Source organism: Nocardia sp. NPDC057668 (assembly GCF_042799795.1).
Taxonomy (GTDB): Bacteria; Actinomycetota; Actinomycetes; order Mycobacteriales; family Mycobacteriaceae; genus Nocardia.
In genome coordinates this window covers 788,735-805,425 of sequence record NZ_JBHVIC010000001.1, presented here as the reverse complement: position 1 = coordinate 805,425, position 16,691 = coordinate 788,735, and the positions used below count along the sequence as shown (strand labels likewise).

The window sequence follows — 16,691 nt, the reverse complement described above, 5'->3', positions numbered from 1 at the left end:
TCCGGATCAAAAGGAGATCTGATCTAGTGAACGATTTTCGGCGCGAGGGAATCGCGAGTGCGGTCGCGATCGTAGGCGTTTCCTGCCGGCTTCCCGGAGCGAACAATCCCGGTGAATTCTGGAATCTCCTGAGAACGGCGGGAAATTCTCTCGCGGAGCCCGCGGCATCGCGTGTGGCCGCCGGAAGCGAGGTGGCGGGCCTGGTCGGAGGCTTCCTCCCACAGGTGGACCGCTTCGACGCCGCCTTCTTCGGCCTCTCCCCGGCCGAGGCCCGGCTGATGGATCCGCAGCAGCGGCTGCTGCTCGAATTGGCTTGGGAGGCATCCGAAGACGCGAATATTCCGATCACCCGGCTACAGGGCTCCGCCACCGGGGTTTTCGCCGCCGCGATGGCCGCAGACTATGCCGCACTGGTGCACGCGAACGGGGCCGAAGCCATTTCACGGCACACCCTCACCGGCCAGAGCCGCGGGGCGCTCGCCAACCGGATCTCCTATACCTTCGGCCTGCGCGGGGCCAGTTTCACCGTCGACTCCGGCCAGTCCTCCGGCCTGGCCGCCGTTCATCTGGCTTGCGCGAGTCTGCTTGCGGGCGAAACGGATTCGGCGTTCGTCGCGGCGGTGAACCTGAATCTGACCCGAGACGGCGCGCTGATCGCCGAGAGCTTCGGCGGTGTCTCACCGACCGGTCGCGCCTCGGTGTTCGATGCCGATCGCGACGGTTACGTGCGCGGCGAGGGCGCGGTGGTGCTGCTGCTCGAGCCGCTGGATCGCGCCGTCGCGGAAGGGCATCGGATCCACGCGGTGATTCGAGGCACCGCCGTGGCCAATGACGGCGGCGGGCAATCGTTCACCGTCCCCACCGTCGCCGGGCAGTCCGCGGTCATCGGCCGAGCCCTCGAACGAGCCGGAATCGCCCCCGCGGACGTGCAGTACGTGGAACTGCACGGCACCGGAACGCGCGCCGGGGATCCGATCGAGGCCGCGGCGCTGGCCGAGACCATCGGCCGCACCCGCACGGCTGCCGACCCGCTGCTGGTCGGATCGGTCAAGTCCAGCATCGGGCACCTCGAGGGCGCGGCGGGGCTCGCCGGGCTGTTGAAGACGGTGCTGAGCCTGCGGCATCGCGAACTGCCCGCGACGCTCGGGCACGACAGGCCCGATCCCGCACTGCGGCTCGACGAGTCGAACCTGCGGGTGGTGACCGGCGGACGCGCCTGGCCGCATCCGGAGCGCAGTCTGGTGGCGGGGGTCAGCTCGTTCGGTATGGGTGGAACCAACGCGCACGTGATCGTCGAGCAGGCGCCCGCCGGGGCTGATGGCCGGCGGGAGCAGGGCGTCGCCGAGCGAACAGCCGACGATGCCGACGAACCTGTGAAAGCGGTTGTGCCGGTGGTGGTCTCGGCCCGCTCTGACGCGGCGTTGCGCGCGCAGGGCCAAAGCCTGGCCGACTTTGTCGCCGCCCACGCGCCCGGAATCGCGTCGCTGGCCTCGGGCCTGCTCCGTGATCGGGTCGAATTCGACACTCGCGCGGTCATCCTGGCCGCCGACAATGCCGGTCTGCTGGCCGGTCTGCGCGCCCTGTCGCAGGGGCGCACGGCCGCCGGGCTGGTCACGGGATCCGGTGCGCGCGGCCCCGTGGGTGTGGTGTTCGGCGGCCAGGGCAGCCAGCGTGCGGGAGCCGGGCAGCAACTGTACGAGCTCTTCCCGGTGTTCCGCGCCTCCTTCGACGAGTCCGTGGCACTGCTCGATCGGTATCTGGGTGCGGCGGTCGACTTCTCGGTGCGCGAGGTGGCCTTCGGCGCGCCGGGCACCGACGGGCTGATCGACCGGACGATCTATACGCAGCCGGTGATCTTCGCGGTGGAAGTCGCCCTGTACCGGTTGCTCGAATCGTGGGGGATCGAAGTCGCGGCCGTGGCGGGGCATTCGATCGGCGGTGTGGTGGCCGCGCACGTGGCCGGTGCGGTCTCCCTCGCGGACGCGGCGCGACTGGTCGCGGTGCGCGGCACCCTGATGGGTGCGCTGCCCGACGGGGGCGCGATGGTGGCGGTCGAGGCGGATGAGCCGGAGGTCCGGGCCGCGATCGAGACCGCCGGTCTGGCGCGAACCGTGGCGGTCGCGGCGGTGAACGGCCCGCTGGCGGTCGTGATCTCGGGCTCGGACGCGGAGGTTTCGACCGTGGCCGCCGCGCTGTCCGAGTCCGGTAGGCGGGTCAAGCGGCTGACGGTGTCGCACGCCTTCCATTCCGAAGCCATGGATCCCGTGCTCGCCGAGTTCGAGGCGGTGATCGAGGAATTGACGTGGACCGCGCCGGAACTCACACTCATCTCCGACGCGACCGGCGGGCGGATCGAGGCAGCCGAGGAACTCGGCCCGGCCTATTGGTCCCGGCACCTGCGCGGCACCGTCCGCTTCGCGGACGCGGTGCGCACCCTGCGGTCCCTGGGCATCGGCACCTTTCTGGAGCTCGGTGCGAATGCCGTGCTGACCCCGATGGTGACGGCCACCCTGACCGATGCCGCCGAGACCGTCGCCACCGCGTCCCTGCGCTCGGGTCGCGACGAGGTGACCGGCCTGCTGACCGCCGCGGCCGTCGTTCACGCCAACGGCAACCGGGTCGATTGGACCTCGCTGGTGCCACAAGCCACCCGAATCGACCTACCCACCTACGCCTTTCAGCGTGAACGGTTCTGGCTGGACGCGCCGGCGAACCGTGCCCCGCTGGCGGCGGACCTGTCATCGGGCGGTGCTCTGCGGGATCTGCCGCTCGATCGAGAGCCGATCACATCCGCCTCGAAGTCGGCGCCCATCGCCGTCACCGTGCGCGAAGCGACCGCTGCCGTGCTGGGTTACTCCGATCCGCAGCGGCTCGACACCACGAGCACCTACCGGGACCTGGGCCTGGACTCGCTCGGCGCGCAGGAATTGGCGACCTTGCTGACGCGTGAGCTCGATTTCACGGTGACGCCGATCGCGGTATACGACTACCCGACCCCCGGTGCGCTCGCAGCACACCTCGCGGACCAGCTGCGCGAGCGATCGGCACCGAACTCGAGCACCGGCGATGCCGCGAATCCGGCAGACGCCGTCATTGTTTCGGACATCCCGGGCGATACCGCCGAGCCCATCGCCATCGTCGCGGTGAACGGGCGATTCCCCGGCGGTCACGCCTCCCCCGAAGCGCTCTGGGACCTGCTGGTGACCGGTGGCGAGGCCATCGGAGACCTGCCCGGCGATCGCGGCTGGGATCTCGGCGCGCTGTCCGGCATTCTCGGCGGGGAGGGCTCTCGCGGCGGATTCCTGGGCGAGGCAGCCGATTTCGACGCGGAGTTCTTCGGCATCTCACCGCGCGAAGCCGTCGCGATGGACCCGCAACAGCGGCTGGTCCTGGAGTCGGTCTGGGAGCTGTTCGAGCGCGCGGGCATCGTCGCGGACTCGCTGCGCGGCACCCGCACCGCCGTGTATCTGGGCGCGAGTCCATCGGAATACGGTCCGCGCCTGCACGAGATGAGTGGCGCGGCAACCGGATTCGGCCTGACCGGTACCTCACCGAGCGTGCTCTCGGGTCGCGTCGCGTACACGTTCGGCCTGGCCGGACCCGCACTGACCGTGGACACGGCGTGCTCCTCGTCGCTGGTGGCCTTGCATCTGGCCGTGCGCGCCCTGCGGGCGGGGGAGATCGATCTCGCGGTCGCCGGTGGCGTGACGGTGATGGCCGGTCCGGGCATGTTCACCGAATTCGCGCGGCAGGGCGGTCTGGCCGCGGACGGCCGGTGCAAGGCGTTCGGGGCCGCCGCCGACGGGACCGGCTGGTCCGAAGCGGTGAGTGTGCTACTGGTGGAACGACTGTCGGACGCACGCAGACTCGGTCATGAGGTGCTGGCCGTGGTGCGCGGCAGCGCCGTGAACCAGGACGGGGCGTCCAACGGACTGACCGCGCCCAACGGGCCGGCGCAGCGGCAGGTGATCCGGGCGGCGCTGGCCGATGCGCGTCTGGCTCCCGCCGACGTCGACCTGATCGAGGCGCACGGTACCGGTACAGCGCTCGGTGACCCGATCGAGGCGCAGGCGCTCCAGGAGACCTACGGACGGCGCCGAGCCGACCCGGTCTGGCTCGGCTCGCTGAAGTCCAATATCGGTCACACCCAGGCCGCCGCGGGAACCGCCGGTGTCGCCAAGATCGTGCTGGCGCTGCGCAACGAGCTGATTCCCGCGACACTGCATGCCGAGCCGGCCTCCCCGTTCATCGACTGGCAGGCCGGAACGCTGCGGCCCGTGCTCGACACGCAACCGTGGCCCCGTGCCGCGCGGCCCCGGCGGGCGGCCGTGTCGTCGTTCGGTATCAGCGGCACCAACGCACACGTGATCATCGAAGAGGCACCCGCTCCGCAGGCTGTCGCGACGAACGAGCAGCCGAATCCATCGTCGGCCGATGCTTTTCCCGAGGGCGGGGCTCCGGCCGGGCCACTGCCGTTCGTCCTGTCGGGGCGGACTCCGGCTGCCCTGCGGGCCCAGGCGGATCGGCTCGCGGTGCATCTGGCGGGACCGAATCAGCTCGAGACCGCCGCGGTGGCGTCCGCGCTGATCCGGCAGCGCGCCGGGTTCGCGGCGCGCGCGGTGGTGATCGCCCAGGATGACGCGGTGCTGCGATCGGGTGTTCGGGCACTGGCGGACGACCTTGGCGCGGCGCACGTCGTCACCGGACCGGGGACCTCGCCCGGTGCGGTGGGAGTGGTGTTCGGCGGACAGGGTAGTCAGCGGGCCGGTGCGGGACGGCAACTGGCCGAGCGGTTCCCGGTATTCCGCCGGGCGTTCGAGGACTCGGTGGAGCTGCTTGATCGGTATCTCGGTGCGGCGGTGGCGTTCTCGGTGCGTGAGGTGGCGTTCGGCGCACCCGGCACCGACGGGCTCATCGATCGGACCGTCTACACCCAATCGGTGGTGTTCGCGGTGGAGGTCGCGCTCTACCGGCTGTGGGAGTCCTGGGGCGTGCCCGTGGCGATGGTGGCCGGACATTCGATCGGCAGTGTGGTCGCCGCGCACGTGGCAGGGGTGCTGTCTCTCGACGACGCGGCCCGGCTGGTCGCCGCCCGTGCCCGGCTGATGGACGGATTGCCCGCCGGTGGTGCGATGGTGGCGGTCGAGGCCGCCGAGTCGGAGGTGCTCGCCGCGATCAGCGCCGCTGGCGCGACGGAAACGGTGGCGGTTGCCGCGGTGAACGGTGAACGCGCGGTGGTCATTTCGGGTCCCGAGGAGCCGGTCTCGATGGTGGCGGGCGAGTTGACCGCGAGCGGTCGACGGGTGAAGCGGCTGGCCGTGTCCCACGCGTTCCACTCCGCCGCGATGGATTCCGTCCTCGACGAGTTTCGCGACGTGGTGTCCGGGCTGACCTTCGCCGAGGTCACCGGCCCGCGCATCGTGTCCGACCACACCGGCCGCGAAGTGACCGGCGCCGAGCTCGCCGACCCCTCGTACTGGGTCCGGCATCTGCGCGGCACGGTGCGTTTCGCCGATGCCGCACGTACATTGGCTGCCGAAGGCATCGGGCTCGTGGTCGAGTTGGGTGCCGACTCCGTACTGGCGGCGGCGCTGTCGAGCGTGCTCGGCGATGTCACCGTGGTCTCGGCCCTGCGCCGCGACCGGGACGAGATCACCGGCGTGCTGACCGCCGCGGCCACCGTGTTCACCCACGGCCACCACGTGGACTGGTCCGCCATCGTGCCCGACCACGGCCGGGCCGCCCTGCCCACCTACGCCTTTCAGCGCGAGCGCTATTGGGCGGATACACCGGGCGCGGCGGCCGACCACGTGCCCGGCGAATGGATCCACCGCACCGGGTGGTCGCGATTCACCTCCGGCGGCGCGACACCCGAGCATGAGCAGCACTGGGTCCTGGTGGGTCCCGACAACGGCAGCGCTGACGACTGGGCGCGAGCACTACGCGCGGCGCTCGGCACCGCACACCTCACCGAACTGCGCGTGAACCCCTCGACCACAACGAGATCCGTGCTGGATACGGCATTGGCCGACGTGCCGGGCGAGGCCCTGAACGTGGTGTCGCTGCTGCCGCTGGCCACCCGCGCCACCGGGCCGTCGTTCGATCTCGATCTCGCCGCCGCTACCGCCGCCCTGGCTCAATCCGTGGCCGCCACAGCGCGAGTCACCGCATTCGCGACGCTGACCGGCGCGGCGGTCACCTCCGATGAGTTCGATGAGCTCCCGTCCCGCGATGCGGCCGGATTCGATCCCGAGCCGTCCGGAGCCTGGCACGCCGGGTTCGTCACCGCCGCCGCGACAGAAGGCGGCCTCGGTGCGGGCACGGTCATCGACGTACCGGGAGAACCGAGCACCGACGCCGCCGCGCAGATTGCCCGGGCGCTGCTGAACCCCGGTGGTGAGCGCGAATTCGTCGTACGCGGCGACAGAACATGGGTGAAGCGGGTGCAACCGGGCGCGCTGCGGGCCACGGGACGCTGGCGTCCGGCCGGAACCGTCCTGATCACCGGCGGCACCGGCGCACTGGGTGCGCACGTCGCGCGACGCCTCGCCCGCAACGGGGCCACCGATCTACTGCTGGTCAGCCGCCGCGGACCACAGGCCCCCGGCGCGGCCGAGTTGATCGCCGAATTGTCTGCCGCCGGAGCCCATCCGGTGGTCGTCGCCTGCGATGTCGGCGACCGTGCCGCGGTGGCCGCCCTGCTCGCGAGCATTCCGGCCGACCGCCCGCTTACCGATGTCGTGCACACCGCCGCCGTACTCGACGACGCGCTGGTCGACGGCCTGGACCGGGAACGCCTCGAACGCGTACACCGGGCCAAAGTGGGTGCGGCGCTGCATCTGCACGAGTTGACCCGAGACATCGAACTGTCCTCCTTCGTGCTGTTCTCCTCGGTCACCGGTACCGTTCCGGCCGCGGGACAGGCGAACTATGCCCCGGGCAACGCGGTGCTCGGCGCGCTGGCGGCACATCGACGCCGGGCCGGGCTGCCCGCCACCGCCATCGGGTGGGGGCATTGGGCGGGCGCGGGGATCGCCGGTTCGGCGGCAGGACAGCTGCGCCGGAGCGGACTGCGGCCGATGAATCCCGCGCAGGCCCTCACCGCACTCGAGCACGCGGTCACCGGTGGCGAGCAGGAGGTGATCGTCGCCGATATCGATTGGGCGGCAGCGGATCCGATTCACGCTCGGCTACTCGCCGACGTGCTGTCGTCGGCCGAACCCGCGATCACCGCCGAGCCCGCGCACGAGTTCGCGGCCCTCGATAACACCGAGCGCCACCGTCGCGTCCACGCGCTGGTCCTGGAGGAGGCATCCGCCGCGCTGGGGCACGCCGATCCGCACGCGGTCGACGACGATCGAGGACTGCGCGATCAGGGCTTCACCTCGCTGTCCTCGGTGGATCTGCGCAACCGGCTGCGCCGGCGCACCGGTCTGGATCTGCCCGCCACCGTGGTCTTCGACCATCCGACGGTCACCGCCCTGACCGCGTTCATCGCGGGCGAATTCGTCCCGGTGCGGCCGCCGCGAGTGGACATCCTGCTCGGCGACCTCGAGCGCGTGGCAGCGGGATTGGCGGCCACCGATCTCTCCACCGCCGATCGGGCCGTCGCGCTCGAGCGACTCCGGCGCCTGCTCGGTGAATCCGATGCGGGCGCAACCGAATCCGATACCACCCCTGCCCTGCCGGATTCCGCGACGGACGCCGATCTCATCGATTTCATCGGCTCCGCCCTCGGCATCTCCTGACCTGCCCGCGAATAGTGAAAGGCACCGCTGTGAACGCTGTTGACGACGCCACCGGCGACGACAAGATCCGGCACCTGCTGCGCCGGGTGAGCGAGGAACTGTACAAGACCCGGCAGCAATTGCAGGAGGTCACCGCCGCCCAGCAGGAACCGATCGCCATCGTCGCGCTCGGCTGCCGATTCCCGGGCGGGGCCGACACCCCGGAGCGGTTCTGGGACCTGCTCAGCGCCGGCCGTGACGCACTGTCCGAGTTCCCGGACGATCGCGGCTGGGACCTGGCCAACCTCTACCACGCGGACCCCGATCACCCCGGCACGGCCTACACCCGGCACGGTGGATTCCTCGACGGCGCAGCGGATTTCGATCCCGACTTCTTCGGGATCTCCCGGCGCGAGGCGCTGGCGATGGATCCGCAGCAGCGGTTGTTGCTGCACACGACATGGGAGGCGTTCGAACGCGCGGGCATCGATCCGCGATCGCTGCGCGGAAGTCGCACCGGGGTCTACGTCGGCACCAACGGTCAGGACTACGTGACCGGCAGCGGCAGCGTGCCGGCCAATGTGGAGGGCTACCTGGTCACCGGCACCGCGGCCAGCGTGCTGTCCGGTCGCATCGCCTACACCCTGGGTTTCGAGGGCCCCGCGCTCACCGTCGACACCGCGTGCTCGTCCTCCCTGGTCGCCCTGCACCTGGCGGTGCGGGCGTTGCGGGCGGGCGAGGTGGATTTCGCCGTCGCGGGCGGCGCGACGATCATGTCCACCCCGGCGATCTTCGTCGAGTTCTCCCGGCAGCGCGGACTGTCCGTCGACGGCCGCTGCAAGGCGTTCGCCGACGGCGCGGACGGCACCGGCTGGGGCGAGGGCGCGGGCGTGCTACTGGTGGAACGCCTTTCGGACGCCCGGCGGCTGGGACACGACGTGCTGGCGGTGATCCGGGGCAGCGCGGTGAACCAGGACGGCGCGTCCAACGGGTTGACCGCGCCCAACGGCCCCGCGCAGCAGCAGGTGATCCGGGAGGCGCTGGCCGATGCCGGGGTGAGCGCCGCCGAAGTGGACGCGGTCGAAGCGCACGGCACCGGCACCGAACTCGGCGACCCGATCGAGGCGCAGGCCCTGCTGGCAACCTACGGCCGCCACCGTGCGGAACCGCTGCTGCTGGGCGCGGTGAAGTCCAACATCGGGCATACCCAGGCCGCGGCGGGCGTGGCCGGTGTGATCAAGATGGTGCTGGCGCTGCGCCACGGGACGCTGCCGGCGACCCTGCACGCGGACAAGCCCTCCACCCTTGTCGATTGGACCGCGGGACAGGTCGAACTCGTGACCCGGTCGCGGCCGTGGACTTCCGGCGCCAGGCCGCTGCGCGCGGGCGTCTCGGCCTTCGGCGTGTCCGGCACGAACGCCCACGTGATCCTCGAACAGGCCACCGACCCCGAGCCGGCTCCCGAGTCGCCGGGTGCTCGACTCGCTGATTCGCCGGCGTCGCAGCCGGCGTCGCCGAGTGATCGGCTCGCTGAGTCCGGGGTATCGCAGGGGGTGTCGCCGAGTGGCCGGCCCGCTGAGTCCGAAGTACCGCAACCGGCATCGCAGGGCGTTCACTCCGGCGATTCGGCGTTGTCGCGACCGGACTCGTCAGGCGGCCGGCCGGCCGATTCGCCTGCGGCGCAGCCGGAGTCATCGGTCGCGCCACTCGTCGATTCCGCGGCGGGGGAGCAGGAGTCGTCGGGGCAGGTGCTGCCGTTCCTGGTCTCGGGGGCCTCGGACGCCGCCCTGTACGCGCAGGCCGACGCGCTCGTGCGCCACCTCGCCGGCGTCGGTGACGCGGACCTGGAGTCCCTGTCGTCAGCCTTGATTCGTGATCGCGTCACCTTCGGGGCGCGGGCTGTGGTCACGGTCGCTGATCGCGACCACCTGATCGCGGCATTGTCGGGTCTGGCAAAGGGGACACCCGGGGCCGGAGTGACGGTGGGCGCGGCCGCCAAGGGCGCGGTGGGCGTGGTCTTCGGTGGGCAGGGCAGTCAGCGCGCGGGCGTGGGAAAGCTTCTCCACCAGAGGTTCGCAGCCTTTCGGGAGTCTTTCGACGCGACGGTGGCGCTACTGGACGAGCACCTCGGCGCGGCGGTGCGATTCCCGATTCGGGAGGTGGCCTTCGGCGCGCCCGGCACGGCCGGGCTGATCGACGACACCACCTACACCCAGCCGGTGATCTTCGCCGTCGAGGTGGCGTTGTTCCGGTTGCTCGAATCGTGGGGCATCGAGATCGACACGGTCGCAGGGCATTCCATCGGCGGGGTGGTGGCCGCGCATGTGGCGGGCGCACTGTCGCTGGAAGATGCGACCCGCCTGGTCGCCGCGCGTGGCCGGTTGATGGGCGCGCTGCCCCGAGGCGGCGCGATGGTCGCCGTCGAAGCCGGGGAGGACGAGATCCGGGCTGCGATCGAGCAGGCGGGTGCGGATGAGACGGTGTCGGTAGCGGCCGTGAACGGCCCGCGCGCGGTGGTGATCTCCGGCGCGGAGCAGGCGGTGCTCGAGGTGTCGGCGGAACTGTCGGGCCGGGGCCGGCGGGTCAAACGGCTGGTGGTGTCACATGCCTTCCATTCCGCGGCAATGGATCCCGTGCTGGCGGAGTTCGCCGAGGTGGTGTCGGCGCTGACCGTCACCGAGTCCCTGGACCGCACGCTCGTCTCGGACCTCACCGGTGCGGCGATCACCGCCGCCGAACTGTCCGACCCGGCGTACTGGGTGCGCCATCTGCGCGGCACCGTGCGTTTCGCCGACGTGGTCGCCGCGCTGCGGGCCGGCGGTGTCGGGGTGATCCTCGAGCTCGGCGCGGACGCGGTGCTCACGCCGATGGTGTCGGCCGTCCTGGCCGAGAGCCCCGACCCCGTGGTCGCGGTCGCGGCCGTCAGGAACGGGCGCGACGAGATCGCCACGGTGCTGTCCGCGGCCGCGGCCGTGCACGCCAACGGTCACTCGGTCGATTGGACCGCGATCGTGCCGCCGCAGCGACGAATCACGCTGCCGACCTACGCATTCCGGTACGAGCGATTCTGGGCGACCACCACCGCGGCCGCCGAGCCGGGCCGTGGCGAGCATCCCCTGCTCGCCACCACCGTCCGTCTCGCGTCCGGCGAGGGTGTTGTCGCGACCGGGCGGCTGTCCGTCGCGGATCAGCCCTGGCTGGCCGAGCACGTCGTCTCCGGGCGGATCTATGTGCCGGGCACCGCGCTCGCGGAGCTGGCATTGCACGTTGCGGACGCGGTGGGCGTCGACGCGGTCGACGAACTCGTGATCGAGACGCCGCTGGTGCTGAACCCCGAGTCCGGTACCGAGGTTCAGGTCAGCGCGCACCGGGTCGACGAGCACCACATCGTGGAGATCCACTCGCGCCCGCCTGCGGATCCGACCGCACCGTGGATTCGGCACGCGGTCGGCAGGCTCGATCGCTCCCGGGTGAGGCCCGTTGCGGCGGTGCCGGATTCGTGGCCGCCCGCGGACGCCGAACCCGTCGATATCACCGACGCCTACTCCCGGTTACTGGCCACAGGCCTGGACTACGGTCCCAGCTTCCAGGGCGTGCGCGCCGTCTGGCGGCGCGGGCAGACCCGCTACGCGGAGATCGCCCTGCCGGAATCCGGCCTCCCGGACCCGGCGGGCTACGTGGTGCACCCCGCGCTGTTCGACGCCGCCCTGCATCCGGTCGCGCTCACCGACCGGGAACCCACCGCACCGCGCATTCCGTTCGTGTGGAACGGATTCCGGGCGCACTCGGCCGGAGCCACGGCGTTGCGGGTGAGCTTCACCGTCACCGCCGACGGGCTGAGCGACCTGCTCGCCACCGATCCGGCCGGTGCACCGGTCTTCTCGGTCGACAACCTCGTGCTGCGCGCTGCCCGGACCGAGCACGCACCGGCACAGGAGGGTCTCTACGAGCCGGCATGGGTGGAATACGCGCTGCCGGAGACGACATCGACCGGCGAACACCAGGTCTGGGATTCGCTCGGCCTCGACGCCCCCGCACACGCGGCGCTGGCGCTGCTGCGCGAGCCGACGGAGCGCGCGCGGATCCTGCTCACCCACAACGCCATTGCCGTCACCGCCGATGACCGCCCGGATTCCGATGCCGCCCCGATCTGGGGCCTGGCCCGGGTGGCCGCCACCGAGCGCGCCGGAACGATCACGGTGATCGACACCGACGACGCGGACGAGTCCCGGCACATCCTGCCCCGCGCGCTTGCCGCCGCCCGCGAGGAACCGCAACTCGCGTTACGCGCGGGCCGCGCCTACGTACCCCGTTTGGTTCACGCGGGCACCGCCACCGAGACCCGGTCGGTAGGAGAGGGGGTCGCCGCACGGCCTCGGCCGGCGAGCGAGAACCTCGCCGCCGAGCCTCGAACGTGGGACCCGGAGGGCACCGTGTTGATCACCGGCGGCACGGGTGGTCTGGGTGCGCTGCTGGCCCGGCATCTGGTGCGGCGCCACGGTGTTCGGCACCTGATTCTGGCCAGCCGGCGGGGAGCCGGTGCGCCGGGAGCTTCGGAACTGGCAGCCGAGCTGCGCGGTCTGGGTGCGCAGGTGCTGGTGGTCTCGGCCGACCTCAGCGATCGTGAGACCGTCGCCCGTGTGCTGGCGGCGGCGACCCCGGCGCATCCGCTCACCGCCGTGGTGCACGCGGCCGGAATCGTCGACGACGGTGTCCTCGAGACCGTGTCCGATGAGCGATTCGACGCGGTACTCGCACCGAAACTGGTGGCGGCGCAGATCCTCGACGAGCTGACCCGCGACCTCGCGCTGTCCGCTTTCGTGCTGTATTCCTCGGTTGCCGGGCTGCTGGGCACCGCCGGGCAGGCCGCCTACGCGGCCGCCAACACCGGACTGGACGCGCTCGCTGCCCGGAGGTACGCCGACGGGCTGCCCGCCGTCTCGCTGGCCTGGGGTCTGTGGTCCGAATCCAGCGGCGTGACAGCGCATCTCACCGACGCGGACCGTGCTCGACTGGCCCGTCAGGGCGTGCGTGCGCTATCGGCCGAGCACGGACTCGACCTGTTCGACGCCGCCGTCTTCCACCGCGATGCACCGCTGCTGGCCCCTGCGCCCCTGGACCTGTCAGCGTTCGAGCGGCCCGGTGCCACCGTGCCCCCGCTACTGCGCGGATTGGTGCGGACCCGGCGCCGTCGGGTGGAATCGCCTGTCCGCGAGCCGGAGTCGGGCTTGGCCGCCCAGCTGCGGGGGCGGTCGGCCGAGGAACAGCGGGCGCTGCTGGTGGATGTGGTGCGGCGCGAAGCCGCCGTGGCGCTCGATCATCCGGACCCCGTCGGTATCCGTGGCGACCGCGCCCTGACCGAACTCGGCCTGGACTCGCTCACCGCGGTGGAACTGCGCAACCGCCTCGCGACCGCGACCGGATTGCGGCTGCCCGCCACCCTCACATTCGATCACCCGACCCCGCAGGCCATTGCCGAACTCCTGCACACGCGGCTGATCGGCACGGTCGAGAGCGGCTCCACCGCCCGCACGGTGGACGCCACCGACACCGATCCGATCGTGATCGTAGGCATGGCCCTGCGCCTGCCCGGCGGTATCGAGACTCCCGACGCGCTGTGGCGACTGCTCGACACCGGCGGGGACGCCATCTCCGAATTCCCGTCCGATCGTGGCTGGGATCTGGAATCGCTCTACGACGCCGATCCCGAGCGCACCGGCACCTCGTACACCCGGCACGGCGGGTTCCTGGTGGACGCCGCCGATTTCGACGCCGGACTGTTCGGCATCTCGCCGCGCGAAGCCCTGGCCACCGACCCGCAGCAGCGCCTGCTGCTCGAAACCAGCTGGGAGGCCCTGGAACGCGCCGGCATCGATCCGACCTCGTTGCGCGGCAGCCGAACCGGGGTGTTCGCGGGCACCATGTACCACGACTACGCCCCGCACATCCAGGACGCACCGGCCGATCTGGAGGGCTACCTCGTCAACGGCAGCGCGGGCAGCATCGCCAGCGGCCGCATCGCGTACACCTTCGGCTTCGAAGGTCCCGCGCTCAGCGTCGACACGGCCTGCTCGTCCTCGCTGGTAGCGCTGCATCTGGCGGCGCAGTCGCTGCGGTCGGGGGAGAGCGACCTGGCCCTGGCGGGCGGGGTGGCGATCATGGCCAGCCCGGCCACCTTCGTGGAATTCTCCCGCCAGCGCGCACTGGCCGCCGACGGGCGCTGCAAGGCGTTCGCGGCCGCCGCGGACGGGACCGGCTGGGCCGAGGGTGTCAGCATGCTCGTGCTCGAAAGATTGTCCGACGCGCAGCGATCCGGCCACCCGGTGCTCGCGGTCGTGCGTGGGTCGGCGGTCAACCAGGACGGTGCGTCGAGCGGTCTCACCGCGCCCAACGGTCCCGCGCAGCAGCGCGTGATCCGCCGGGCGCTGGCCAACGCGGGTTTGACCGCGAGCGAGGTCGACGTGGTGGAAGCGCACGGGACCGGCACAAAGTTGGGTGATCCGATCGAAGCCGAGGCGATCATCGCGACCTACGGCGCCGAACACGCCCCGGACCGGCCGCTGTGGCTGGGATCGCTGAAGTCGAACGTCGGCCACACCCAAGCCGCCGCCGGTGGCGCGGGGATCATCAAAATGATTCTGGCACTGCGTAATCGACGGCTGCCGCGGACCCTGCACATCGACGAGCCCACACCGCACGTGGACTGGGCGGCCGGCACGGTACGGCTGCTGACCGAGGCCCGGCCGTGGGAGCCGCAGACCGCGCCACGCCGGGCGGGCATCTCCTCGTTCGGCGTGAGCGGAACCAACGCCCACGTCATCATCGAAGAGCCGACAGCGCTCGAACTCGGCACCGCTCCCGGGGATGTCACGAAGGTGGAGGCGCTCGAACCCGGCACCGGTCCGGGAGACAACTCGAAGCCCGTCACGGTCGTAACGAGTTCTGCGGCCGGCGAATCAGAGCTGACCGGTGCGCCGGAGTCAGGCGCCGTGCAGGCCGGTGCCACGGAACCCACGGTGCTCGGCCCCGCTACGGCACCGGCGGATATCGCCGATGCCATCGTGGTCGCGAGCGGCACGTCGACCGGCGATTCCGCGAAAACTGACGCCCCGCCGTCCGAATCCGGGACGGAGGGTTCGGCGGCCCCGACCGTGTGGGCGCTGTCCGGGCACGATGCCGCCGCGCTGCGCGGACAAGCCGTTGCGCTGGCGACCTATCTGCGGGCCCGGCCCGAACTCGCCGACGCGGATGTCGCACGCACCCTGTGGGATTCGCGGGCAGCGCTCGCCGAGCGGGCCCTGATCGTGGGGGATGCGGCAGAGCTGCGTGCCGGTCTCGAGGCGCTGGCCTCCGGCGCGGCGCTGCCCGCCCACGTGGTCACCGGTGCCGCCGATGTGACCGGGCGGACCGTGTTCGTGTTCCCGGGCCAGGGCGGCCAGTGGCCGGGTATGGCCGCCGAGTTGTACCGCACCGCTCCGCTTTTCGCGCACCGGCTGGAGGAGTGTGCGCGAGCGCTGACGCCGTTCGTCGACTGGCCGGTGCTCGAGGTCCTGCTCGGCCGGGCCGAAATCGACACCGACCGGGTCGACGTGGTGCAGCCGGCGCTGTGGGCGATCATGGTCGCACTCGCGGAGCTGTGGACCGCCCACGGCGTCCGCCCGGACGCGGTGGTCGGCCATTCGCAGGGTGAGATCGCCGCGGCGGTGGTGGCCGGTGCGTTGTCGCTCGAGGACGGTGCGCGAGTGGTCGCGTTGCGCAGCAAAGCGATTGCCGCTCACGCCGGACACGGTGCGATGGCGGCGGTCTCGTTGTCCGCGGCGGCCGCCGCGGAACTGGTGGCCGACTATGACGGCCGCATTTCGCTGGCCGTGGTGAACTCACCGACCTCGGTGGTGCTCTCCGGAGCGGTGGAGGCGATCGAGGAGGTTCTGGTCCGGCTGGACGCGCGGGGCGTGCGCAACCGGCGAGTGGCGGTCGACTACGCCTCGCACTCCGCGCAGATGTACGACCTGCGTGCGACCCTGCACGCCGAACTCGCCCCGGTGCGCCCGGCGGCCGCGACCATTCCCGTGCTGTCGACAGTATCGGCGGACTGGCTCGACGGCCCGGAGCTAACGGGGGAGTACTGGTTCGAGAACCTCAGCGGCACGGTGCGATTCGAGGAGGCCACCAGGGTGCTGCTGGCGGGCGGGTACCGCGCCTTCGTCGAGATCGGCCCGCACCCGGTGCTGTCCTCGGTGCTCGAGGAAACCATTGCCGAGGTGGGTACCGCCGCCACGGTCGTGGTGGGCACCCTGCGTCGCGACGAGGGCGGCCCGCAGCGCATCGCGCTCTCGGTGGCCACGGCGGTCAGCCGGGGCCTGACCGTCGACGCCGAGGCGCTGCTGCACGGCGCCGGACGCCGAATCGAGCTGCCCACCTACGCTTTCCAGCGCAGCAGGTACTGGATCGACGCGGACCGCTCGGCCTCGCGCCGGGGTGACCGGCTCGAGCGAGCCTCGAGCGAGATCGTCGAGACACCGAGTCCCGTCGTCCTGGATCGGTTCTCCGGCCTGGACGAGACCGAGCGGCGCGGCGCGGTGCTGGAACTGGTTCGGGCGGAGACCGCGGCCGTGCTCAAACACGGCAGTGCCGACGATGTTCCGGCCACTCGTGCTTTCCGTGAACTGGGCCTGGACTCGCTGACCGCGGTGGACCTGCGCAACCGGTTGCGAACCGCGACCGGACTGGCGCTGCCCGCCACGCTCATCTTCGATCATCCGGCCCCCGAGGCGGTCGCGGAGTACATCGCCACCGCCCTGCCCCGCGCGGGCAGCGCCGAGCGCGGCCCGATCGACGCCGATGACGCGCTGCGCGCGCTCGAGGAACTACTGACCGGCGGCGGCGCGGCCGACACCGAGTCGGTCGCCGAGCGACTGCGTTCGCTCGCCGATCGCCTCGCCGCACCCGGAGCCGAGGTCGACC

The 16,691-nt window shown here is 71.5% G+C and carries 1 protein-coding gene and 1 pseudogene; both read left to right on the top strand.

Going from position 1 to position 16,691, the window contains the following annotated elements:
• Nucleotides 1–26 precede the first annotated feature (26 nt).
• The gene (locus tag ACFVBH_RS03750) at nt 27–7,748 is read left to right on the top strand and encodes an SDR family NAD(P)-dependent oxidoreductase (protein WP_378999518.1); all 7,722 of its coding nucleotides are present in this window, start codon (nt 27–29) and stop codon (nt 7,746–7,748) included.
• 11 nt (nt 7,749–7,759) lie between these two features.
• Nucleotides 7,760–16,502: pseudogene (locus ACFVBH_RS03745) on the top strand (SDR family NAD(P)-dependent oxidoreductase); the annotation flags it as partial.
• Nucleotides 16,503–16,691 lie beyond the last annotated feature (189 nt).